At 60.7% G+C, this 22,433-nt stretch carries 18 protein-coding genes; 13 read left to right on the top strand and 5 right to left on the bottom strand.

Going from position 1 to position 22,433, the window contains the following annotated elements; all coding sequences use genetic code 11:
- The first annotated feature begins 5 nt into the window (after positions 1-5).
- The 6 genes from hisS (at position 6) to HX815_RS05325 (ending at position 6,767) form a co-directional block, all read left to right on the top strand.
- Positions 6-1,295 carry a histidine--tRNA ligase gene (gene hisS / locus HX815_RS05350; RefSeq protein WP_087695130.1) on the top strand — a complete coding sequence of 430 codons (1,290 nt, stop codon included), beginning with the start codon at positions 6-8 and terminating at the stop codon, positions 1,293-1,295.
- A gap of 40 nt (positions 1,296-1,335) precedes the next feature.
- Positions 1,336-1,977 (top strand): tetratricopeptide repeat protein, encoded by a 642-nt coding sequence (locus HX815_RS05345; protein WP_003209663.1) that lies wholly within the window; start codon positions 1,336-1,338, stop codon positions 1,975-1,977.
- Positions 1,970-3,121, top strand: a complete 1,152-nt coding sequence (gene bamB / locus HX815_RS05340) for an outer membrane protein assembly factor BamB (RefSeq protein ID WP_003209662.1) — start codon at positions 1,970-1,972, stop codon at positions 3,119-3,121. Before HX815_RS05345 ends, bamB begins: the two co-directional genes overlap by 8 nt.
- 139 nt (positions 3,122-3,260) lie before the next feature.
- Positions 3,261-4,730 (top strand): ribosome biogenesis GTPase Der, encoded by a 1,470-nt coding sequence (der, locus tag HX815_RS05335; protein ID WP_003209661.1) that lies wholly within the window; start codon positions 3,261-3,263, stop codon positions 4,728-4,730.
- A 109-nt stretch (positions 4,731-4,839) separates the two neighbouring features.
- The gene (locus HX815_RS05330; RefSeq protein ID WP_177027910.1) at positions 4,840-5,988 is read left to right on the top strand and encodes a pyridoxal phosphate-dependent aminotransferase; all 1,149 of its coding nucleotides are present in this window, start codon (positions 4,840-4,842) and stop codon (positions 5,986-5,988) included.
- Positions 5,976-6,767 (top strand): amidohydrolase, encoded by a 792-nt coding sequence (locus HX815_RS05325; RefSeq protein ID WP_177027909.1) that lies wholly within the window; start codon positions 5,976-5,978, stop codon positions 6,765-6,767. The genes HX815_RS05330 and HX815_RS05325 overlap by 13 nt, the downstream gene beginning before the upstream one ends.
- Before the next feature lie 194 nt (positions 6,768-6,961).
- Here the strand turns inward: HX815_RS05325 and leuA are convergent, their stop codons facing one another.
- The 4 genes from leuA to HX815_RS05305 all read right to left on the bottom strand — a co-directional run bounded on the left by leuA (position 6,962) and on the right by HX815_RS05305 (position 12,067).
- The gene (gene leuA / locus HX815_RS05320; RefSeq protein ID WP_003209657.1) at positions 6,962-8,641 is read right to left on the bottom strand and encodes a 2-isopropylmalate synthase; all 1,680 of its coding nucleotides are present in this window, start codon (positions 8,639-8,641) and stop codon (positions 6,962-6,964) included.
- A gap of 320 nt (positions 8,642-8,961) precedes the next feature.
- A complete protein-coding gene (locus HX815_RS05315; protein WP_008438272.1) occupies positions 8,962-9,783 on the bottom strand; it encodes a peptidoglycan DD-metalloendopeptidase family protein in 822 nt (273 codons plus the stop codon).
- 3 nt (positions 9,784-9,786) lie between these two features.
- Complete coding sequence (xseA, locus tag HX815_RS05310; RefSeq protein WP_003209653.1) at positions 9,787-11,166, bottom strand: exodeoxyribonuclease VII large subunit; 1,380 nt, start codon at positions 11,164-11,166, stop codon at positions 9,787-9,789.
- Between the two features lie 10 nt (positions 11,167-11,176).
- Positions 11,177-12,067: a LysR family transcriptional regulator gene (locus HX815_RS05305; protein WP_177027908.1), complete on the bottom strand. Its 891-nt coding sequence runs from the start codon at positions 12,065-12,067 to the stop codon at positions 11,177-11,179.
- A 99-nt stretch (positions 12,068-12,166) separates the two neighbouring features.
- Here HX815_RS05305 and HX815_RS05300 point away from each other — a divergent pair, with 99 nt between their 5' ends.
- The 4 genes from HX815_RS05300 to guaA all read left to right on the top strand — a co-directional run bounded on the left by HX815_RS05300 (position 12,167) and on the right by guaA (position 16,909).
- The gene (locus HX815_RS05300) at positions 12,167-12,934 is read left to right on the top strand and encodes a sulfite exporter TauE/SafE family protein (RefSeq protein WP_003209649.1); all 768 of its coding nucleotides are present in this window, start codon (positions 12,167-12,169) and stop codon (positions 12,932-12,934) included.
- A gap of 137 nt (positions 12,935-13,071) precedes the next feature.
- Positions 13,072-13,620, top strand: a complete 549-nt coding sequence (locus HX815_RS05295; RefSeq protein WP_003209647.1) for a hypothetical protein — start codon at positions 13,072-13,074, stop codon at positions 13,618-13,620.
- 159 nt (positions 13,621-13,779) lie between these two features.
- Positions 13,780-15,249: an IMP dehydrogenase gene (guaB, locus tag HX815_RS05290; protein ID WP_003209646.1), complete on the top strand. Its 1,470-nt coding sequence runs from the start codon at positions 13,780-13,782 to the stop codon at positions 15,247-15,249.
- A gap of 82 nt (positions 15,250-15,331) precedes the next feature.
- The gene (guaA, locus tag HX815_RS05285; RefSeq protein WP_003209644.1) at positions 15,332-16,909 is read left to right on the top strand and encodes a glutamine-hydrolyzing GMP synthase; all 1,578 of its coding nucleotides are present in this window, start codon (positions 15,332-15,334) and stop codon (positions 16,907-16,909) included.
- A 74-nt stretch (positions 16,910-16,983) separates the two neighbouring features.
- Here the strand turns inward: guaA and treR are convergent, their stop codons facing one another.
- A complete protein-coding gene (gene treR, locus HX815_RS05280) occupies positions 16,984-17,688 on the bottom strand; it encodes a trehalose operon repressor (RefSeq protein WP_003209636.1) in 705 nt (234 codons plus the stop codon).
- Positions 17,689-17,923: 235 nt separating this feature from the next.
- Here treR and treP point away from each other — a divergent pair, with 235 nt between their 5' ends.
- The 3 genes from treP (at position 17,924) to HX815_RS05265 (ending at position 22,423) form a co-directional block, all read left to right on the top strand.
- Positions 17,924-19,366, top strand: a complete 1,443-nt coding sequence (gene treP, locus HX815_RS05275) for a PTS system trehalose-specific EIIBC component (protein ID WP_177027907.1) — start codon at positions 17,924-17,926, stop codon at positions 19,364-19,366.
- Between the two features lie 118 nt (positions 19,367-19,484).
- Positions 19,485-21,131 carry an alpha,alpha-phosphotrehalase gene (treC, locus tag HX815_RS05270; RefSeq protein ID WP_177027906.1) on the top strand — a complete coding sequence of 549 codons (1,647 nt, stop codon included), beginning with the start codon at positions 19,485-19,487 and terminating at the stop codon, positions 21,129-21,131.
- 71 nt (positions 21,132-21,202) lie between these two features.
- Positions 21,203-22,423 (top strand): carbohydrate porin, encoded by a 1,221-nt coding sequence (locus HX815_RS05265; RefSeq protein WP_087695126.1) that lies wholly within the window; start codon positions 21,203-21,205, stop codon positions 22,421-22,423.
- Positions 22,424-22,433 lie beyond the last annotated feature (10 nt).

Genomic DNA, 22,433 nt, shown 5'->3' with positions numbered 1-22,433 from the left:
TTGATGTGAGCAAGTCTCTGCAAGCCATTCGTGGCATGAACGACATCCTGCCTGAGCAGACGCCCCTGTGGCGCTACTTCGAGGGCACTGTCGCGCGCCTGCTGGATAACTACGGTTACAAGCAGATCCGCATGCCGATCGTCGAGTTCACCGAGCTGTTCAAGCGCTCCATCGGTGAAGTGACCGACATCGTCGAAAAAGAGATGTACACCTTCGAAGACCGCAACGGTGACTCCCTGACCCTGCGTCCGGAAGGTACTGCCGCGTGTGTGCGTGCGGTGCTCGAACATGGCCTCACCGGCGGTGGCCAGCCGCAGAAGCTCTGGTACATCGGCCCGATGTTCCGCCACGAGCGTCCGCAGAAAGGCCGTTATCGCCAGTTTCACCAGATCGGCCTGGAAGTCTTCAACCTCGACGGTCCGGACATCGACGCCGAGCTGATCGTGCTGACCTGGCGCCTGTGGGGAATGCTGGGCATCCGCGATGCGGTCAAGCTTGAACTCAACAGCCTGGGCACCAGCGAATCCCGGGGCCGCTACCGCGAAGCCCTGGTGGAATTCCTGTCGGCCCACCTGGACAAGCTGGACGAAGACAGCCAGCGCCGCCTGAAAACCAACCCGCTGCGGGTACTGGACACCAAGAGCGCCGAGACCCAGGCCGTACTGGTGGACGCGCCGAAAATGGCCGACTACCTTGACGACGAGTCCCGTATCCACTTCGAGGGCCTCAAGGCTCGCCTGGATGCAGCCGGTATTCCTTACGTCATCAACCCGAAACTGGTGCGTGGCCTCGATTACTACAGCAAGACCGTGTTCGAGTGGGTCACCGACAAGCTCGGCGCCCAGGGCACGGTGTGTGCCGGTGGTCGTTACGACGGCCTGGTCGAGCAGATGGGCGGCAAGCCGACCACCGGCGTAGGTTTTGCCATGGGCATCGAGCGGCTGATCCTGCTGCTGGAAACCCTGGAGCAGGTTCCCGAAGAAATCTCCCGTCAGGTGGACGTGTACTTCTGTGCCTTTGGCGAGGCGGCCGAACTGGCTGCCCTGGCCCTGAGCGAGAAACTGCGCGACCAACTGCCGAACCTGCGCCTGCAAGTCAATGCCGGCGCCGGCAGCTTCAAAAGCCAGTTCAAGAAAGCCGACAAGAGCGGTGCGTTGTATGCACTGATCCTGGGTGATGATGAGTTGGCCCAGCAAGTGGTAAGTTTCAAACCCCTGCGTGGTCAGGGTGAACAACAAAGCATTGCCTTTGATGCGCTTGCAGCGCACCTGGCCACCTGCATCGTGCAGGGTTGAAGCTGTCAAACAGCCGATTTAGCGATTAAGGAGTATTGGGGTGTCGAGTACTGATGATGACCAGCTGGCCGAGTTCAAAGACTGGTGGCAGCGCAACGGCAAGCCCCTGGTCACTGGCGGCTTGCTGGCTTTAGTAGTGGTGTTCGGCTGGCAAGCCTGGCACAAGTATCAGGCTAACCAGTCGCAAGGCGCCTCGATTATCTATCAGCAACTGCTGGAAACCACGCTGACGCCAAACGGCAAGCCTGACCTGGCCCAGGTTGCAGACCTGGCCGGCAAGCTGAAGAGCGAATTCGGCGGTAGCACCTACGCGCAATACGGCAGCCTGTTCGTCGCAAAAGTTGCGGTCGACAACGGCAAGCTGGATGACGCAGCCTCCGAGCTGAAAGCCATCACCGACAAGCCGGCCAACCCGACACTGGGTGAAATCGCACGTCAGCGTCTGGCTCAGGTACTGGCGGCACAGAACAAGGCCGACGAAGCACTGAAACTGCTCGACGGCGATGCTGACAAGGCATTCCTGGCCACTCGTGAAGAGCTCAAGGGCGACCTCCTGGTCCAATTGGGTCGTACCGACGAAGCCAATGCTGCGTACCAAAAAGCCAAGGCGGCGCTGTCTGATGAAGCGGCGGTCGGTGGCTTACAAATCAAGCTCGACGACTTGGCCAAAGGGGATGCGTGACGTGATCCGTTGGAAACATGCAGCATTGCTGGCTCTGGCCGTTTTGGCCGCGGGTTGCAGCAGCAACAGCAAAAAAGAACTGCCTCCGGCCGAGCTGACCAGCTTCAAGGAAGAAGTGGTCCTGCAAAAGCAGTGGAGCCGCTCCATTGGTGACGGTCAGGGCGATCTGTACAACCTGATGGTCCCGGCGATCGACGGTGACACTATCTACGCCGCTGATTCCACCGGTGTTGTGGTCTCCATGGATCGCATGAACGGCGACGTCAAGTGGAAGAAAGACCTCGAACTGCCTGTGTCCGGCGCCGTTGGCGTGGGTTCTGGCCTGGTGATGCTCGGCACGCTGAAAGGCGACGTCGTGGCACTGGATTCGAGCACCGGTGAAGAGAAATGGCGCGCTCGCGTGACCAGTGAAGTGCTCTCGCCGCCTGCTACCAACGGTGACGTGGTTGTCGTGCAGACCCAGGATGACCGTGTGATCGGCCTCGACGCCGCCACCGGTAACCAGCGCTGGTTGTATGACAGCACGCCGGCGGTCCTGACCTTGCGCGGTACCAGCGGTCCGGTTGTGACCAGCAACCTGGCACTGGCAGGCCTGTCGACCGGTAAAGTGGTCGCCCTGGACACCCAGAACGGCGTGCCGGCCTGGGAAACCCGGGTCGCGATTCCTCAAGGTCGTTCGGAACTGGACCGCGTAGTGGACATCGACGGTGGCTTGCTGCTGTCGGGTGATACCCTTTACGTCGCTACTTATCAGGGCCGTGTTGCGGCGCTGGACGTGCAGAGCGGCCGGATCAACTGGCAGCGTGATGCTTCCAGCTACGCCGGTGTCGCCCAAGGGTTTGGCAGCGTCTACGTAAGCCTGGCGTCCGGCACCGTTGAAAGTGTCGACGAGCGTTCCACCACTGCATTGTGGAGCAACGACTCCCTGGCCCGCCGTCAGTTGTCGGCACCGGAAGTGTTCTCCAGCTACGTAGCGGTAGGCGACTTTGAAGGTTACCTGCACCTGCTGAGCCAGGTGGACGGTCGCTTCGTGGGTCGCGAACGTATCGACAGCGACGGCCTGCGTGCCCGTCCGCTGGTGGTAGGTAACATGCTTTACGTGTATGGCAACAGCGGCAAACTGGAAGCGCTGACCATCAAGTAATGGTTTGACTATGCTTGGGGTAATTCCCAGGCGGCCCTGCTTCGGCAGGGCATGCGGCGCTTTCGAGCGCTGCCCCGAGCACCAGCCGCTGCCTTGCAGCGGCTTTTGTATTTTCTGAAATAACGAAGTGGAGAGCCGCATGGTTCCCGTAATCGCCCTGGTGGGCCGACCGAACGTCGGCAAGTCCACCTTGTTCAACCGCCTGACCAGGACTCGCGACGCCATCGTCGGCGACTTGTCCGGTCTGACCCGTGATCGCCAATACGGTGAGGCAAAGTGGCAAGGGCGCTCCTACATTATTGTCGACACCGGTGGTATCTCCGGTGACGAGCATGGCATGGACGAAAAGATGGCCGAGCAGTCGCTGCTGGCCATTGAAGAAGCTGATGTCGTGTTGTTCCTGGTGGACGCCCGCGCGGGCTACACCGCTGCAGACCAGATGATTGGCGAGCACCTGCGCAAGCGCAACAAGCGTTCCTACGTGGTGGCCAACAAGATCGACAACATCGATCCTGAAATGGCCCGCGCCGAGTTCAGCCCGATGGGCCTGGGCGACGCGATCCCGATCGCCGGTGCCCACGGTCGCGGCATCACCCAGATGCTGGAAATCGCCCTGCGCGACTTCCCGCGTGATGACGTGGATGAAGTCGAAGGCGAAGAAGAAATCGTTGCCGAAGGCGAGGAAGCCAAGCGCATTCCTGGCCCAAGCGAAAAAGACGGTATCAAGATCGCGATCATCGGCCGTCCGAACGTCGGCAAGTCGACCCTGGTCAACCGCATGCTCGGTGAAGACCGGGTAATCGTCTATGACGAGCCGGGCACCACTCGCGACAGCATCTACATCCCGTTCGAGCGTAACGACGAGAAGTACACGCTGATCGACACTGCCGGTGTGCGCAAGCGCGGCAAGATCCACGAAGAAGTTGAAAAGTTCTCCGTGGTGAAAACCCTGCAGGCGATCAAAGACGCCAACGTAGTGATCTTCGTCATGGACGCCCGCGAAGGCGTGGTAGACCACGACCTGAACTTGCTGGGCTTTGCCCTGGAAGCCGGTCGCGCCCTGGTGATTGCGATCAACAAGTGGGACGGCATGACGCCGAGCGAGCGCGACTACGTCAAGGTCGAGCTGCAGCGTCGTCTGTTCTTCGTCGAGTTTGCCGATATCCACTTTATCTCGGCACTGCACGGTACCGGCGTGGGTAACCTCTACGCCTCGGTGCAGAACTCGTTCAAGTCCGCGGTTACCCGCTGGCCGACCAACCGCCTGACCCAGATTCTTGAAGATGCGGTCAGCGAGCACGCGCCGCCGATGGTCAACAACCGTCGCATCAAGCTGCGCTACGCTCACTTGGGTGGTGCCAACCCGCCGATTATCGTGATTCACGGTAACCAGCTGGAGAAGGTGCCGAAGTCCTACGTGCGTTACCTGGAAAATACCTACCGCCGTGTCTTGAAACTGGTCGGTACGCCGATCCGTATCGAGTTCAAGGGCGGCGAGAACCCGTACGAAGGTAACAAGAACAGCCTCACCGACCGCCAGGTAAACAAAAAGCGCCGGATGATGACGCACCACAAGAAGGCCGACAAAAAGCGCCGCGACAAGCGCTGATCCTGATCGGTTGAAAAAGGGCTCTTTCAGAGCCCTTTTTTTGTGCCTGGCGGTTGACCCTTCGCGGCATGCAGCTTAAAACTTGGGGCTCACCGCAAGGGGCGCACCGATGATCACCAGTAAGCTGCCGAATGTCGGCACCACCATCTTCACCACCATGTCGCAACTCGCTGCCGAAACCGGTGCGCTCAACCTGTCCCAGGGCTTTCCCGACTTTAACGGGCCCCAGGAGTTGCTCAATGGAGTGGGCAGACACATTGCCCTGGGCCATAACCAATACGCCCCCATGACCGGCCTGCCGGTACTGCGCCAGCAAGTGGCGGCCAAGATCGCCCGCAGCTATGGCGCAACGGTGAATGCCGACAGCGAAGTGACCATCACCCCAGGCGCCACTGAAGCGATCTTCTGTGCGATCCAGGCGGTGATCCGCAGCGGTGATGAAGTCATCGTGTTCGATCCGGCCTACGACAGCTACGAGCCTTCTGTGGAACTGGCAGGCGGTCGCTGCGTACACGTGCAACTGGGCCTGGATGATTTCGCCCTGGACTTCGAGCAACTGCGCGCTGCGCTGTCGCCGCGCACCCGCATGATCATCCTCAACAGCCCGCATAACCCCACCGGTGCCCTGATCAGCCGTGCCGAGCTGGACCAGTTGGCCGAGTTGATCCGCGACCGCGACATCTACCTGGTCAGCGACGAGGTCTACGAGCACCTGGTGTTCGACGGTGTGCCCCACGTCAGCGTGCTGGCCCACGAAGAGCTGTATCAGCGTGCGTTTGTGGTCAGTTCGTTCGGCAAGACCTACCACGTCACCGGCTGGAAAACCGGCTACGTGGTCGCGCCGCCAGCCCTCAGCGCCGAGCTGCGCAAGGTGCATCAATATGTCAACTTTTGCGGCGTGACCCCGTTGCAGTACGCTTTGGCAGACTTCATGGCCGAACACCCGGAACACGTCGAGGAGCTGCCGGCTTTTTATCAAGCCAAGCGCGACCTGTTCTGCGACCTGCTGGAACCGTCGCGTTTCAGCTTTACCCGGGTGGCCGGTACCTACTTTCAATTGGTGGATTACTCACAGATTCGCCCGGACCTGGATGACGTCGCCATGTCGCTGTGGATGACCCGCGAACACGGCGTTGCGACCATCCCGGTCTCGGTGTTCTACCGGAACCCACCACAAGGCCAGCGCCTGGTGCGACTGTGCTTTGCCAAACGCGAGGAGACGCTGCGTCAAGCAGCCGAGAAACTATGCGTGATCTGAGTGCACTGCCCAACCTGAACATCGCCCTGGTGCAAACCACCCTGGCCTGGCACGACCGCCAGGCCAACCTGGAGCATTTTGAACTGTTGCTGGAACAGGCCAAGGGTGCCGACCTGATCGTGCTACCGGAGATGTTCACCACCGGTTTCTCGATGGAATCGGAAACCCTCGCCGAGCCTGAAAACGGCCCCACCCATCAATGGCTGCAGGCCCAGGCGAAGAAGTACAACGCGGTGATCACCGGCAGCGTGATCATCCAGGCCGCCGACCGCAGTCACCGCAACCGCCTGCTGTGGGCGCGACCGGATGGTGAGGTGTTGCACTACGACAAGCGTCACCTGTTCCGTATGGCCGGTGAACACGACCACTACACCCCCGGCGAGCGCCAGGTGCAGTTCGAACTCAAGGGGTGGCGGATTCGTCCGTTGATCTGCTACGACCTGCGATTCCCGGTGTGGAGTCGTGACGCCCAGGACACTGACTTGCTGCTGTACACCGCCAACTGGCCGGGCGCACGTCGCCAGCACTGGAACCGTCTGCTGCCGGCACGGGCCATTGAAAACCTGTGCTACGTGGCGGCGGTGAATCGGGTGGGCACGGACGGCAAGGGCTTTGCCTACACCGGCGACAGCCAGGTCGTGGACTTCCAGGGCGAAAGCCTGCTGAGCGCAGGGGAGGCGGACGGGGTGTTCCAGGTGTGCCTGGACGCAGCGGAATTGGCGCAGTACCGCACACGCTTCCCGGCGAACCTGGATGCGGACAGCTTTGAGTTCACCTGAAGGATTTTCGCCGCCTTATAGATTGCCTTCGCGAGCAAGCCCGCTCCCACATTCGTCCTGCGCTACCTGAAAGAACGCGGTCAAAATGTGGGAGCGGGCTTGCTCGCGAAGAGGCCCTTAAAATCACCACAAATTCCAATAAAAAGGCCCCTGGATTCTCATCCCGGGGCCTTTTGCATTTCAGCGGTCAGTGTTTATGCCGCTTTCGCTTCCAGCTGGCTCAACGAGCGGTTCAGCGCGCTGAACACCGCCTTGAAGCTCGCCGTGGTGATGTTTTCATCAATGCCCACGCCATGCACCGGACGCTCACCGTTCACTCGCAGCTCGATGTAGGCCGCCGCCTTGGCATTGGTGCCGGCGCCAATCGCGTGTTCGTTGTAATCCATGATCTCCACACCAATCGGCAGCCCGGCCACCAGCGCTTCCAGGGCGCCGTTGCCTTTGCCGTGCCAGCGCAGGTTGGTTTCGCCCTGGCCCTTGCCGGAGACTTCAACTTCCACCGAGCTGTTGCCGTTCTCTTCCTGCAAGCGATGGCTGACCAGCGCGTAAGGAATGTTGGCTTGCAGGTATTCACGCTGCAACAAGCTGTAGATCTGCGCGGCCGTCATCTCCAGGCCCACGCGGTCGGTTTCGGCCTGTACCACCTGGCTGAACTCGATCTGCATGCGGCGCGGCAAGCTGATGCCGTATTCCTGCTCCAGCAGGTAGGCGATGCCGCCTTTGCCCGACTGGCTGTTGACGCGAATCACCGCCTCGTAGCTGCGGCCGATGTCGGCCGGGTCGATCGGCAAGTACGGCACTTCCCACAAGGCGTCGTCTTTCTGCTGGGTGAAGCCCTTGCGGATCGCGTCCTGGTGGGAGCCGGAGAAGGCGGTGTGAACCAGGTCGCCGACGTACGGGTGACGTGGGTGAACCGGGATCTGGTTGCACTCTTCGACGACTTTGCGAATACCGTCGATGTCGGAGAAGTCCAGCTGAGGGTCGAGGCCCTGGGTGTACATGTTCAAGGCCACGGTGACCAGGTCGACGTTACCGGTACGCTCGCCGTTGCCGAACAGGCAGCCTTCGACACGGTCGGCGCCGGCCATCAGGCCCAACTCGGTGGCGGCTACGCCGGTGCCACGGTCGTTGTGGGTGTGCAGGCTGATGATCACGCTGTCGCGACGGTTGATATGACGACCGAACCACTCGATCTGGTCGGCATAGATGTTCGGGGTGGCGCACTCGACGGTGGCTGGCAGGTTGAGGATCACCTTGTGCTCAGGCGTCGGGTTCCAGACCTCGATCACCGCGTCACAGACTTCCTTGGCGAACTCAAGCTCAGTGGCGCTGAACGTCTCTGGCGAGTATTCGAAGGTCCACTGGGTTTCCGGCTGCTGGGCGGCGTATTTGACGAACAGCTTGGCCGCGTTGACCGCGATCGCCTTGATGCCATCCTTGTCCTGGTTGAACACGATGCGGCGGAACGACGGCGAGGTGGCGTTGTACAAGTGAACGATGGCTTTCTTCGCCCCGCGCAGGGATTCGAAGGTGCGTGCGATCAAGTCTTCACGGCCCTGGGTCAGCACCTGGATGGTGGTGTCCTCGGGGATGTGATTGTCTTCGATCAGGGTGCGCACGAAGTCGAAATCGGTTTGCGACGCAGCCGGGAAGGAGGCTTCGATTTCCTTCACACCGACGGCCACCAGGGTCTTCCAGAAACGCAGCTTTTTCACCGCGTCCATCGGTTCGATCAGCGACTGGTTGCCGTCGCGCAGGTCGGAACTGCACCAGATCGGCGCGGTGGTGATGGTTTTCGAAGGCCAGGTGCGGTCCGGGATATCAATGGTCGGGAACGCGCGGTACTTCGAAGACGGGTCTTTGAGCATGCTCATCGGGAAATCCTTTGTCTAGGGGCCGAGAAAAGGCGGCCTGCCGTAAAACTGTTATTGGGGATAAAGCGGAAGACGAGGCAGATCGATTCAGCCTGGCAGTCGTGCGCTGACTAGGCACAGGCTGCGGTGCTGGCGGAGCTGAATGAGGGTGTGAGAGGTTTTCATAGGTCCAACCCTAACCGCCGGGGTGAAAGATGGCAAGCAGTCGGAAAAAATTGAGAGAAGTTCTGCTATTGCTGAGGAAAACGAGATTTTATGGTTGAGAATTGTGCGTGGGGGTGTTTTGTTTGCGCACCCGTTGCCGGGTGCGCAATTGAGCATCAGGGCTGAAACGCGCCGATAAAGATCGCCGGATCCACCCGTGCGTCGTTCAGGCTGATGTTCCAATGCATATGCGGCCCGGTCGCCCGGCCGGTGGAACCGACCTTGCCCACCACCGCACCACGAGCCAGTTGCTGGCCCACGCTCACATCAATCTTCGACATATGGCAGAACATGCTGATAAAGCCCTGGCCATGGTCGACAAACACGGTGTTGCCGTTGAAGAAGTAGTTGCCGGTCAGGATCACCTTGCCCGCTGCCGGGGTCTTGATCGGCGTGCCGGCGCCCACGGCAAAGTCCAGGCCGGAATGCGGATTCCGCTCCTCGCCATTGAAGAAACGTCGTACGCCGAACTTGCTCGACAGCGGCCCGTTCACCGGCTTGTCCAGCAGCAGGTTGCTCGGCGTGTTCGGGCTGAAACTGCGATAGGCCTTGAGCTGGACTGCCAGCTCGCCTTCGATGCGCTTGAGTTGCGCCGGGTCCGGGTTCACCTGGCTCTTGTTCTTCAGGGTGATGTGCTGCTCGGGGTATTTCTTGAAGCCCACGACAAACGGCAGGTTCTGGCTGCCGCTGGTGATGCGTTGGGTGCCGGGCTTGACCGTCAGCGGGATGCCCACAATCGCCAGCCAGTTGTTTTGCTCCTTCACCACCAGCACTGGGCGGTTCATGTAGGTGGCTTTGGGCGCCGTGGCCGAAGTGCCGAGGTCGACCACCGCCACGCCACCGGGCACCGGCTTGTTCAGCAGGCGGGTGATGTAGCTGTCGGCATGGGCGTTAAAGGTCAGGCACAGCAGCATCAACAAACTTAAAAAGCGTGGCATCAATCAATCCAGTAACGAGAGGGTGACGGGCGTCAGGTGGTTGTCTTCCACCCGTACCTGCAATTGGCCTTCACCGAGGCGCGCGGTCAGGCGCTGGCCGGTGTGGGTTTGCGCGGCGTTGCGAATCGCCTGGCCGCGTTCGTCGAGCAAGATGCTGTAGCCGCGTCCAAGCGTCGCCAGCGGGCTGACCACGTGCAGCGTCTGCACCTGGCTTTGCAGTTGCAGGCGACGGGCCTTGAGGCCTTCGCGCATGGCACGGGGCAGGCGTTCGGCAAGGCTGTCCAGGCGTTGGCGCAACAGCGCCAGTTGGCGGCCGGGGTGTTGGCCGGCGAGGCGGGTTTCCAGGCGGATCAAACGCTCGCGACGGGTGTTGAGGCTGCGCTCGAAGGCACGCCGCAGGCGCATGTCCAGGTCATCCAGGCGCTGGGCCTGTTGGCGCAGGCGCTCGCCCGGGTGACGCAGGCGACGAGCCATGCCTTCCAGGCGCAGGCGGTCGTGGGTCAGGCGGTTGCGCATCAGCATCACCAGGCGGCGGTGCAGGTTCTCTACCTGGCGAGTCAGGTGGCTGGAGTCCGGCGCCAACAGCTCGGCAGCGGCGGAAGGCGTTGGGGCGCGTACGTCGGCGACAAAGTCGCTGATCGACACATCGGTCTCATGACCAACGGCGCTGACGATGGGCGTCACGCAGGCGTCCACGGCACGCGCCACGGCTTCTTCGTTGAAGCACCAGAGGTCTTCCAGCGAGCCGCCGCCACGGGCCAGGATCAACGCGTCGAAGCCGCGTGCATCGGCCAGCTTCAGTGCGCGGACGATCTGCGCCACGGCTTCACGACCTTGTACGGCTGTCGGGATCAACGTCAGTTCCACGTTGGGCGCCCGGCGACGGAACACGCTGATGATGTCGCGAATCACCGCACCGGTGGGCGAGCTGATAATCCCGATGCGCCGTGGGTGTGCGGGCAGCGGCACCTTGCGCTCGGCACTGAACAGGCCTTCGGCGCTGAGTTTTTCCTTCAGCGCGTCGAAGGCCAGACGCAATGCGCCGTCACCGGCCGGCTCCACCGTGTCGAGAATCAGCTGATAGTCGCCACGGCCCTCAAACAGCGAGACCTTGCCCCGCACCTTCACCGCCAGGCCGTCTTTCAACGCCTGGCGCACCCGGGCGGCGTTCTGCCGGAACAGCGCACAACGCACCTGGGCGCCACTGTCCTTGAGGGTGAAATACACGTGGCCGGAGGCCGGGCGGGCGAGGTTGGAGATCTCGCCTTCGACCCAGATATTGGTGAACACGTCTTCCAGCAACACCCGCGCGCGGCCGTTGAGCTGGCTGACAGTCAGGACTTCGCGGTCCAGGCCCAGACGGGCAAAGGGATCTTTAATCATGGGCGGCAGTTTATAGGCATTCGTGCAGGGTTTGACAGAACTGCTCCACCAGCGCGCTCGGCGTTTGCTGGCAGGCGAGGGCGACGGTGCTTTGGCAATCGGGATCGGCCAGGGGTAAAAAATGAATGTTGGCCGGCGCAATGTCCTGCATCGACTCCGGCAGCAAGGCGATCCCGAATCCGGCCTGGATCAGCTGTAACTGCGTGGTCTTGCGCGACATCACCCGCGCCGCCTTGGGGAAAAATCCTGCACGCATGCACAACTCGGCTGACAGGTAACTCAGCCCTCCGCGCTGGGGGTGAGGGATCGAGATAAACGCTTCGTTCTTCAGTTGCGTCAAATCGATACCGGATGTGTGCCCGGCCAACCGGTGGTTCGGCGGCACGGCCAGCAACAGTCGCTCGCTATATAAAGGGACGATGCGCACGCCTTCGCGCTGGCGCAACACCGGTAAGCGCAACAGCCCGACCTCCAGTCGGCCGTCGGCGATTTCTTCCAACTGGGCTTCGGAGGACAGTTTGGCGATGTCCATCGATACGCCCGGGCATCGTTCCAGCCAGGCACCGATGCCGCGCAGCAGGCGGCCACTCATCGGCACCGTGCTCGAATGGCTCATTCGCAGCGTGCCGAGCTGTCCATTGCCCACTTGCGTCGCCATCTCACTGGCCTTGAGCAGTTCGCCCAGCAGGTTGCGTGCCCGCGGATAAAAAGCCTCGCCCGCAGCCGTCAGCCGTGGCTGGCGCGCAGTGCGTTCAAACAGCGGCGTTTGCAGCAGGTTTTCCAGCTCCTTGATCTGCCGGCTCAGTGCCGATTGCGCCACAAACAGCCGCTCGGCCGCTGCGCTGAAGCTGCCGCTCTCGGCGATTTCGACGAAGTAACGCAATTGCCGGGTGGAAATCACAAGTCATGCCTTTTCGAGATGAGTGATGGGCTTTGAAGATATTAGTCGCAACGCTTGCCAATGGCTAAAGTGATGGCCATCTCTAATAAGGAATACGTCATGAGTCCGGTCGAGCTGTTGAGTCATTGGTCGTTTGGCGGTGTGGACTGGCTGGTGATCGGCGTGGCGATTGCCCTGGCGTATATCGTGTTCGGCATTGCAGGCTTTGGTACCGCATTGGTGGCGGGGCCGATCCTGATTCTGTTCATGCCGCTGTCGAAGATCATCCCCTTGCTGGTGCTGCTGGATTTTGTCGCGGCCTTCGGCAACCTTCTGCAATCGCGCCGGGATGTGGTGAAACCGGAGTTGTTCAGGCTACTGCCGTGCATGGCGATTGGCTGCACCCTTGGGGTGATCTTCCTGCTCAACCTGCACTCTGATTTATTGCTGCTGTTGATGGGGCTGTTTATCAGCGCCTATGCGATCTACAGCCTGGCGGTGAAGGCCAAGCCCACGCAGATGGCAGCCGGCTGGGCGATTCCCATGGGGGTTGTCGGCGGGCTGTTTGGCGCGTTGTTTGGCAGTGGCGGCTTTCTGTATGCGATCTACCTCAACAGCCGATTGCCCAAGGATGGCGCGCGGGCGACCCAGAGTGCGTTGATCAGTTGCAGCACGGTGGTGCGCCTGAGCCTGTTTCTGATCGCGGGCGTGTATGCCGAGCTACCCTTGTTGATGTTGGCGGTGTGCCTGTTGCCGGCCATGGCGCTCGGGCTGTGGGCGGGGCGGCGGTTGACCCTGCGCATGTCCCGTGAGGCGTTTGTGCGGTTGGTGACCTGGCTGGTGCTGGCCAGTGGCATTGCCTTGATTGCCCGTTACTTGAGTACTTGACCTGATTGTTTCAGGGATTAAGCTGCCAGCCTTCAGGGCCTCTTCGCGAGCAAGCCCGCTCCCACATTTGGAACGCATTCCCCCTGTGGGAGCGGGCTTGCTCGCGAAGGCGCCAGTAGCCACGCCGCAGGACTCCCATGAATTCCCAAAGCATCCTTGTCCCGAAAATCTCCACGCTACCCGTCCACGAACCCCGCGCCCGGGCGATCGTGCGCTGGCTGGTGCGCAAGAACATCGTCAAGGAAGAACTCACCACCTGCGGGCGCACCGGCAACCGCATGGGCTATGCCCTGGCCGACGGTGCCCGCGCCGTGGTGCTGCACCCCGACGCGCTGCCGTTCAACGAGCCGATCAACGGCCTGGAGATCATCTACAAGCGCTGCATCTACACCCCGGCCAAAGGCTTCCTGGAAGAAGCTGGCTGTCCCGAGTGCCTGAAGGAAGTCGGCGAAGCCCTGTTCGAAAGCCTGGAAGACTGGATGCCCGGCCACACCGACAACTTCACCTGCCCGCTGTGTGGGCATGAGGACGACATCAACGGTTTCCTGTTCCTGCAGGAATGCGGCTTTTCCAACCTGGGGTTCATCTTCAATAACTGGGCGGAGGCGGGGTTCAAGCAGAGTTTTATCGACGAATTTGCCGACTGGCTGGACCAGAAGATGAGTTGGGTCAAAGTCGAACTTTAATCCGATGTGATCGTTCCCACGCAGAGCGTGGGAACGATCAGTGCTGCAAAAATCATCCATCTATCAGTATTACCAAGTTTGTCAGAGTTTTACATTGAACCCGAGGGGGTGTCTGACTATAATGGCGCGCTTCCATTTTCCCGCTCGGGAGCCCCCGCGATGCTGCGTATCAGCCAAGAAGCTCTGACATTCGACGACATTCTCCTAGTGCCCGGTTATTCCGAGGTGCTTCCTAACGAAGTCAGTCTCAAGACCCGCCTAACCCGTGGCATCGAGCTGAATATTCCTCTGGTTTCCGCTGCCATGGACACCGTCACTGAAGCCCGTTTGGCAATCGCCATGGCTCAGGAAGGCGGCATCGGCATCATCCACAAGAACATGACCATCGAGCAGCAAGCTGCCGAAGTTCGCAAGGTCAAGCGTTACGAAGCCGGTGTGGTCAAGGACCCGATCACCATCGAGGCCGATGCCACCGTTCGTGACCTGTTCGACCTGACCCGCCTGCACAACATCTCCGGCGTTCCGGTGCTGCACGATGGCGACCTGGTCGGCATCGTCACTTCCCGTGACGTGCGTTTCGAGAACCGCCTTGAAGTCACCGTCCGTGAAGTGATGACGCCTAAAGAGCGCCTCGTTACTGTCAAGGAAGGCGCCGACAAGAACGATGTGCGCGAGCTGCTGCACAAGCACCGCATCGAACGCGTACTGATCGTCGACGACAAATTCGCCCTCAAGGGCATGATGACCGTCAACGACATCGAAAAAGCCAAGGCTTACCCGCTGGCCAGCAAGGACGATCAAGGTCGTCTGCGCGTAGGCGCTGCGGTCGGTACCGGCAAAGACACCGGTGACCGTGTAGCGGCCCTGGTGGCTGCCGGTGTTGACGTGGTGGTGGTCGACACTGCCCACGGTCACTCCAAAGGCGTGATCGACCGCGTTCGCTGGGTCAAACAGAATTTCCCTGACGTGCAAGTGATCGGCGGCAACATTGCCACCGGCGCTGCCGCCAAGGCCCTGGCCGAAGCCGGTGCTGATGCGGTCAAGGTCGGTATCGGCCCTGGCTCGATCTGCACTACCCGTATTGTTGCAGGTGTAGGTGTGCCGCAAATCAGCGCCATCGCCAACGTCGCCGCGGCCCTTGAAGGCACTGGCGTACCGTTGATCGCCGACGGCGGCATCCGTTTCTCCGGTGACCTGTCCAAGGCCATCGTCGCCGGTGCTTCCTGCGTGATGATGGGCTCGATGTTCGCCGGTACTGAAGAAGCGCCGGGCGAGATCGAACTGTTCCAGGGTCGTTCGTACAAGGCTTACCGCGGCATGGGCTCCCTGGGCGCCATGTCCCAGGCTCAAGGCTCTTCCGACCGCTACTTCCAGGACTCCTCCGCGGGCGCCGAGAAGCTGGTACCGGAAGGCATTGAAGGGCGTGTTCCGTACAAGGGCACCCTGAGCGCCATCATCCATCAACTGATGGGCGGCCTGCGTTCCTCGATGGGCTACACCGGCAGCGCCGACATCGAAGAAATGCGCACCAAGCCTGAGTTCGTGCGGATCACCGGTGCCGGCATGGCCGAGTCCCACGTACACGACGTACAGATCACCAAGGAAGCGCCAAACTACCGCGTAGGTTGATGCTTCCAGCAAATAGTTAAGTAACCGGGGCTGTCTTATTCAGCCCCGAGTTGTTTCTGATTCATTAGACGAGACTGATCTCATGGCCCTCGACATTCACGCCCACCGCATCCTGATCCTCGACTTCGGTTCCCAGTACACTCAGCTGATCGCCCGCCGCGTGCGTGAAATCGGCGTGTACTGCGAACTGCATCCGTTCGACATGGACGACGAAGCGATTCGCGAATTCGCTCCAAAAGGCGTCATTCTCGCCGGCGGCCCCGAGTCCGTGCACGAAGCCAACAGCCCGCGTTGCCCGCAGGCGGTGTTTGACCTGGGCGTGCCGGTCTTCGGTATCTGCTACGGCATGCAGACCATGGCCGAGCAACTGGGCGGCAAGGTTGAAGGTTCCGAGCTGCGTGAGTTCGGTTACGCCCGTGTCGACGTGGTCGGCAAGAGCCGCCTGCTGGACGGCATCGAAGACCACATCGACGCCGACGGCCTGTTTGGCCTCGACGTATGGATGAGCCACGGTGACAAGGTCACCCGGATGCCGGAAGACTTCCACATCCTGGCCAGCACCCCGAGCTGCCCGATTGCCGGCATGTTCAACGACGAGCGCGGCTACTACGGCGTGCAGTTCCACCCGGAAGTGACCCACACCAAGCAAGGCGGTCGCATCCTGTCGCGCTTTATCCTCGACATCTGCCAGTGCGAAGCCCTGTGGACCCCGTCGAAGATCGCTGAAGACGCCATCGCCAACGTACGTGCCCAGGTCGGCACCGACAACGTCCTGCTGGGCCTGTCCGGCGGCGTTGACTCCTCCGTGGTTGCGGCGCTGCTGCACAAGGCCATCGGCGACCAACTGACCTGCGTCTTCGTCGACAACGGCCTGCTGCGCCTGCACGAAGGCGAGCAAGTGATGGCCATGTTCGCCGAGAACATGGGCGTCAAGGTGATCCGCGCCAACGCTGAAGATCAGTTCCTGAACAACCTGGCCGGCGAGTCCGACCCGGAGAAGAAGCGCAAGATCATCGGTCGCACCTTCATCGACGTATTCGATGCCCAGTCCAACAAACTGGACAACATCAAGTACCTCGCCCAGGGCACCATCTACCCGGACGTGATCGAATCGGCCGGCGCCAAGAGCGGCAAGGCCCACGTGATCAAGTCCCACCACAACGTGGGCGGCCTGCCTGAGGAAATGAACCTCAAGCTGGTAGAGCCACTGCGCGAACTGTTCAAGGACGAAGTCCGTCGTCTGGGCCTGGAATTGGGCCTGCCGTACGACATGGTCTACCGCCACCCATTCCCGGGCCCGGGCCTGGGCGTGCGGATCCTCGGTGAAGTGAAGAAGGAATACGCCGACCTGCTGCGTCGCGCCGACCACATCTTCATTGAAGAACTGCGCAAGGCCGACTGGTACCACAAGGTCAGCCAGGCGTTCGTAGTGTTCCAGCCGGTGAAGTCGGTTGGCGTGGTCGGCGATGGCCGTCGTTACGCCTGGGTTGTTGCCCTGCGTGCGGTGGAAACCATCGACTTCATGACCGCCCGTTGGGCGCACCTGCCGTACGAACTGCTGGAGACTGTCAGCGGTCGTATTATCAATGAGATCGAAGGTATTTCGCGCGTGACTTATGACGTGTCGAGCAAGCCGCCGGCGACCATTGAGTGGGAATGATCCTGCCGTAGCAGGTGAGCGCTGAATAACAAAACCCCGGCCTGGTGCCGGGGTTTTGTGTTTCTGGCGTTTGTCTACCGCCGCGCAATATCCGAAAAGTAAAACTTATCCAGCGTATGCCGCGACTCGGTGTACTCGAATTGCCGTCCATCCTGCAAAAACGTCTGGTTGCTCACCACGATCACATGGCTCTGACCTTCGAGGTCCAGGTGTGTCTGATCGTCCTTTCCCCGTGGCAGCGCTTCGATGGTGCGCTGGGCATAGCTGATCTGCAGCTGCAAGGTCTGTTCGATAAACGCATAGATCGACTGCTCGGCAATCTCCCGATCCAGCCCCGGTATCAGGTCGGCGACGAAGTGGTTGATGTCGAGGATCACCCGTTTGCCATCGATCCGCCGCACCCGTTTGACCCGGGTGATCAAGCTGCCAGCTTCGGCCTCAATGTGTTGCATCAACGGGCCTTCCAGCGGGAATTGGCTGAACTCCACCACTTCGGTACTGACGTCGTCGCCGAGGGCGGCATGGGTCTCGCGAAAGCTGACGATACCGCCGAGCTGGAACTCGATGGGGTTGGGTGACAGCACGAAGGTGCCCTTGCCGTGGATCTTTTGCGCGAACCCACGCTCCTGCAATTGCTCGATCGCCCGGCGTACCGTGCCACGGCTGGCCTGGTAGGCGTCCATCAGTTCGGTTTCGGAGGGCAGGCGCGTGCCGCGTTGCAGGCGTTCGGTGGTGATGCTGGCAAGCAGATCGGTATAGATCTGGTTGTATTTACTCATGGGGAAGGGCTCTGTGCCGCGTTGGCGTTCAAGGCAGGAACCTTAGTGGCAGCGATGGGGTTTGTCCATGCAACCCATTGTAGAACTCGGAAATTTCTGACTCAAAAAACAGAAAATTAATCATTTTCAAACTCGTACATACGAGTTATTGCTTTAACTCGTACAGACGAGTACTTTTGGCTTCGGCGTGCTGCCTATGACCGCCCAATAAAAAAAACCAGAGTGGATACCAAGCATGAGCCACGACTATCCGAATATTGCCCGCGAGATTCTCAAGAACCTCGGCGGCAGCGACAACCTTGAGCAAGCTGCCCACTGCGTGACCCGCCTGCGCCTGGCCCTCAAGGACCCGAGCCTGGCCAACAGCGGCGAGTTGAACCAGGTCGACCTGGTCAAGGGTTCGTTCTTCACCGGCGGCCTGTTCCAGATCGTGATCGGCCCCGGCGAAGTGGAAAAGGTCTACGCCGCCCTGCGCGAGCAAACGGGCCTCGCCGCGTCGACCATCGCGGACGTGAAACAGAAAAGCGCCGACAAAATAAACCCGATGCAGCGCCTGGTGCGGGTGTTCTCCGATGTGTTCATGCCGATTTTGCCGGCGCTGATCATTGCCGGTTTGCTCATGGGGGTGAACAACCTGATGGGCGCCAAGGGCATGTTCATCGCGGACAAGACCTTGCTCGACGCCTATCCGAACCTGGATGGCCTGTGGAGCCTGATCAACCTGATGGCCAACACCTCGTTCGTGTTCCTGCCGGCACTGGTGGGCTGGTCGGCGGCCAAGCGCTTTGGTGGCAGTGAAATCCTCGGCATTGTCCTCGGCCTGATGCTGGTGCACCCCGATCTGCTCAACGCCTGGAACTACGGCAAGGCGGTCGCCGGCCTCGACGGCCAGAGCCTGCCGTATTTCGATATTTTCGGCTGGTTCAAGATCGAGAAGGTCGGCTACCAGGGCCAGATCCTGCCGATCCTGCTGGCCGCCTACGTGATGAGCGTGATTGAGAAATGGCTGCGGGCACGGGTGCCGAATGCCATTCAGTTGCTGGTGGTGCCGATCACTACCATCGTCGTCACCGGCGTACTGGCGCTGGCGATCATCGGCCCGGTGACCCGCCACCTGGGCATCCTGATCACCGAAGGCGTGGTCACCCTGTTTGACCTGGCGCCGATGGTCGGCGGCGCAATCTTCGGCCTGCTGTATGCACCGCTGGTGATCACCGGCATGCACCACATGTTCCTCGCCGTGGACCTGCAACTGATCTCCACCCAGGGCGGCACCTTTATCTGGCCGATGATCGTCATGTCCAACCTGGCCCAGGGCAGCGCGGCGCTCGGCGTGTTCTACATGAGCCGCAATGCGCGGGACAAGAGCATGGCGTCCACCTCGGCGATTTCCGCCTACTTCGGCATCACCGAGCCGGCGATGTTCGGCGTCAACCTGCGCTTCAAGTTTCCGTTCTACGCGGCGCTGACCGGCTCGGCGCTGGGCAGTATTTTCCTCTCGCTGAACAAGGTGCAGGCCTCGGCGATTGGCGTGGGTGGCTTGCCCGGGTTCATCTCGATCATCCCGCAGTACATCCCAAGTTTTGTCATCGGCATGGTCGTCGCGATTGTCGTGCCGTTTGTTTTGACCTGTGTGTTGAGCATGAAGATCGTGCGCTCTGGCTACCGCGTCGCCTGATCTACCGCTTTCGCGAGCAAGCCCGCTCCCACATTTTGAATGCGTTCCCCTGTGGGAGCCGGGCTTGCCCGCGATGAGGCTCTCAAGGCCAGCACATAACTTATTGAAGGAACCCACCATGCAAAACTGGCAACATTCGGTGATCTACCAGATCTACCCCAAAAGCTTCCACAGCCACGCGGGTAACGCCACCGGTGACCTGCTGGGCATCGTGGACAAGCTCGATTACCTGAAGTGGCTGGGCGTCGATTGCCTGTGGATCACCCCGTTCTTGCGCTCGCCGCAACGCGACAACGGCTACGACATCAGTGACTACTACGCCATCGACCCGAGCTACGGGACCATGGCCGATTGCGACTTGCTGATCAGCGAAGCCGCCAAGCGCGGCATCACGCTGATGCTCGACATCGTGGTCAACCACACTTCCATCGAACACGAGTGGTTCCAGCAGGCCCGCAGCAGCCTCGACAACCCGTACCGCGACTTCTACATCTGGCGCGACCAGCCGAACAACTGGGAATCCAAGTTCGGCGGCTCGGCCTGGGAATACGAGGCGCAGACCGGCCAGTACTTCCTGCACCTGTTCGACCACACCCAGGCCGACCTGAACTGGGACAACCCCAAGGTGCGCGCCGAAGTGTTCAAGCTGATGCGCTTCTGGCGCGACAAGGGCGTGGGCGGTTTCCGCCTGGACGTGATCAACCTGATCTCCAAGCCGGCGGATTTTCCGGAAGACAACAGCGACGGTCGGCGCTTCTACACCGACGGCCCGAACGTGCATGAATACCTGAAGGAAATGCACCGCGAAGTGTTCGAGGGGCATGACCTGATCAACGTCGGCGAGATGTCGTCCACCAGCCTTGAGCACTGCATTCGTTATTCGAATCCACAGTCGAAAGAGCTGTCGATGACCTTCAACTTTCACCACCTGAAAGTCGACTATCCGAACCTGCAGAAGTGGGTCGCGGCCGACTTCGACTTCCTGCAACTCAAGCAGATTCTGTCCGACTGGCAACTCGGCATGCAGGCCGGTGGCGGCTGGAATGCGCTGTTCTGGTGTAACCACGACCAGCCGCGGGTGGTCTCGCGTTTTGGTGACGACGGCGAGCACCGCGTGGTCTCGGCGAAGATGCTCGCCACTGCGCTGCACTTCCTCCAGGGCACGCCTTTCGTGTACCAGGGTGAAGAGTTGGGCATGACCAATCCGGGCTTCGACACCATCGACCAATACCGGGATGTCGAGACGCTGAACATCTATCGGCTCAAGCGTGAGGCCGGTGAGTCCGAGGCATCGAGCATGGCGGCGATCATGCAGAAGTCCCGCGATAACAGCCGCACACCGATGCAATGGAATGCCGAGCAAAACGCTGGCTTCAGTCGCGGCGAACCGTGGATCGGCATCCCGGCCAACGCCGCGCAGATCAACGTGCAAAGCGAGCTGGATGACCCGCAATCGGTACTGCATCACTACCGTGCGCTGATCAAGCTGCGTCGGCATGAGCCGCTGATTCAGGAAGGCGTTTACCGCCAACTGCTGCCACAGCACACCCAGGTCTGGGCGTACCTGCGCGAAGGCCACGGCGAACGCCTGCTGGTGCTGAACAACTTCTACGGCACGCCATGCCAGATCGAACTGCCCGATGGCCTGCTGACGGCGGCGAGTGAGCAATGCCTGCTGATCAGCAACTACGACGACTGCCCACAGCGCTCGAGCCAGGTCTCGCTGCGCCCGTATGAATCGTTTGTGCTGCATCTCAAGGACTGAGACCCGCTTTACCCCCGGCGTGGGAGAGCCGGGGCGCTTAAAAAAACATAATAAAAATATCGGAGTGCTTCATGAAAACAACAATAAAGCTGGGCCTCGTTGCATCCTGCCTGACCTTGCCGATGGCAGCCCAGGCGTTGGAATTTGCCGGCTACTTGCGTAGCGGTGCGGGGACTTCAACCGGCAGTGGCAAGCAGCAGTGCTTCCAGTTGCCGGGTGCACAATCCAAATACCGCCTGGGCAACGAGTGCGAGCAGTACGCCGAACTCGAATTGCGGCAGGACCTGCTGACCCTCGACGACGGCTCGGTGTTCAGCGTCGACGCCATGGCTTCGCTGTACAACAAGTACGACCGGGCGCTGAAGTTCCAGGGCGAAGACAACGGCTCGGCACGCATGCCGCAGATGTATGCGCAGTGGTCGAACATCCCCAGCCTCAACGGCGGTTCGCTGTGGGCCGGCCGGCGCTACTACAAACGAAACGACATCCATATCTCCGACTTCTACTACTGGAACCAGAGCGCCACGGGCGGCGGTATCGAGGACGTGAAAATCGGCGACCTGAAATACAGCTACGCGCTTTCCCGCAAGGACAACCTGTACCAGAAGGAATACGCCACCCGTCACGACTTTAACGTGGCCGGCTTCAAGACCAATCCCGGCGGCGAGCTGGAACTGGGCTTGAGCTATATCGAAAAAGCCGGTGGCCGTGACACCAACAGCGGCTGGGCCATTACCGCCCAGCATGTGCAGAAACCCTTCCTCGGCGGGCGCAACAAATTTGCCCTGCAGTACGGCGAAGGCCCCGGCACCGGCCTCGGCTACACCGGCGATACCTTCCTCGATAAAAGCAGTAAGAGCTACCGCGCGGTGGAGTTCTTCGACTGGCAAGTGACGCCACGGTTTGGCGGGCAGATCGAGGCCGTGTACCAGAAGGATATTCGCCCGGGCAGCCAGGATCAGACCTGGATGTCGCTGGGCGTGCGCCCGGCCTATGCGATTTCCGAACAGTTCAAGCTGGTCACCGAACTCGGTCATGATCAGGTCGAGGCCACCGGTGGCACGCGCAAGCTGAGCAAATTTACGTTCGCCCCGACCTGGTCGCCCAAAGGCCCGGATTTCTGGGCACGACCGGAAGTGCGCCTGTATTACACCTACGCGACCTGGAACGAAGCGGCCAAGCGTGCGGCCAATGAACTGGCGGCAGGTTCGGCGTTGTCCGACACCGGCAGTTATGGCTCGGCGTTGCATGGCTCCAACTTTGGTGTGCAGGTTGAGTACTGGTGGAAATAAAGCCGTCGAT

The organism is Pseudomonas sp. E6002, from assembly GCF_013385565.1.
Taxonomy (GTDB): Bacteria; Pseudomonadota; Gammaproteobacteria; order Pseudomonadales; family Pseudomonadaceae; genus Aquipseudomonas.
This window is presented reverse-complemented; position numbering and strand designations above follow the sequence as displayed.

Bases quoted from the DNA above. Each gene is read 5' to 3' on its own strand.
- HX815_RS05330 (WP_177027910.1), top strand. From the start codon at position 4,840: ATGATCACCAGTAAGCTGCCGAATGTCGGCACCACCATCTTCACCACC.
- der (WP_003209661.1), top strand. From the start codon at position 3,261: ATGGTTCCCGTAATCGCCCTGGTGGGCCGACCGAACGTCGGCAAGTCC.
- treP (WP_177027907.1), top strand. From the start codon at position 17,924: ATGAGCCACGACTATCCGAATATTGCCCGCGAGATTCTCAAGAACCTC.
- HX815_RS05300 (WP_003209649.1), top strand. From the start codon at position 12,167: ATGAGTCCGGTCGAGCTGTTGAGTCATTGGTCGTTTGGCGGTGTGGAC.
- HX815_RS05265 (WP_087695126.1), top strand. From the start codon at position 21,203: ATGAAAACAACAATAAAGCTGGGCCTCGTTGCATCCTGCCTGACCTTG.
- xseA (WP_003209653.1), bottom strand. From the start codon at position 11,166: ATGATTAAAGATCCCTTTGCCCGTCTGGGCCTGGACCGCGAAGTCCTG.
- guaB (WP_003209646.1), top strand. From the start codon at position 13,780: ATGCTGCGTATCAGCCAAGAAGCTCTGACATTCGACGACATTCTCCTA.
- HX815_RS05295 (WP_003209647.1), top strand. From the start codon at position 13,072: ATGAATTCCCAAAGCATCCTTGTCCCGAAAATCTCCACGCTACCCGTC.
- guaA (WP_003209644.1), top strand. From the start codon at position 15,332: ATGGCCCTCGACATTCACGCCCACCGCATCCTGATCCTCGACTTCGGT.
- treR (WP_003209636.1), bottom strand. From the start codon at position 17,688: ATGAGTAAATACAACCAGATCTATACCGATCTGCTTGCCAGCATCACC.
- HX815_RS05325 (WP_177027909.1), top strand. From the start codon at position 5,976: ATGCGTGATCTGAGTGCACTGCCCAACCTGAACATCGCCCTGGTGCAA.
- HX815_RS05315 (WP_008438272.1), bottom strand. From the start codon at position 9,783: ATGCCACGCTTTTTAAGTTTGTTGATGCTGCTGTGCCTGACCTTTAAC.
- treC (WP_177027906.1), top strand. From the start codon at position 19,485: ATGCAAAACTGGCAACATTCGGTGATCTACCAGATCTACCCCAAAAGC.
- leuA (WP_003209657.1), bottom strand. From the start codon at position 8,641: ATGAGCATGCTCAAAGACCCGTCTTCGAAGTACCGCGCGTTCCCGACC.
- bamB (WP_003209662.1), top strand. From the start codon at position 1,970: ATGCGTGACGTGATCCGTTGGAAACATGCAGCATTGCTGGCTCTGGCC.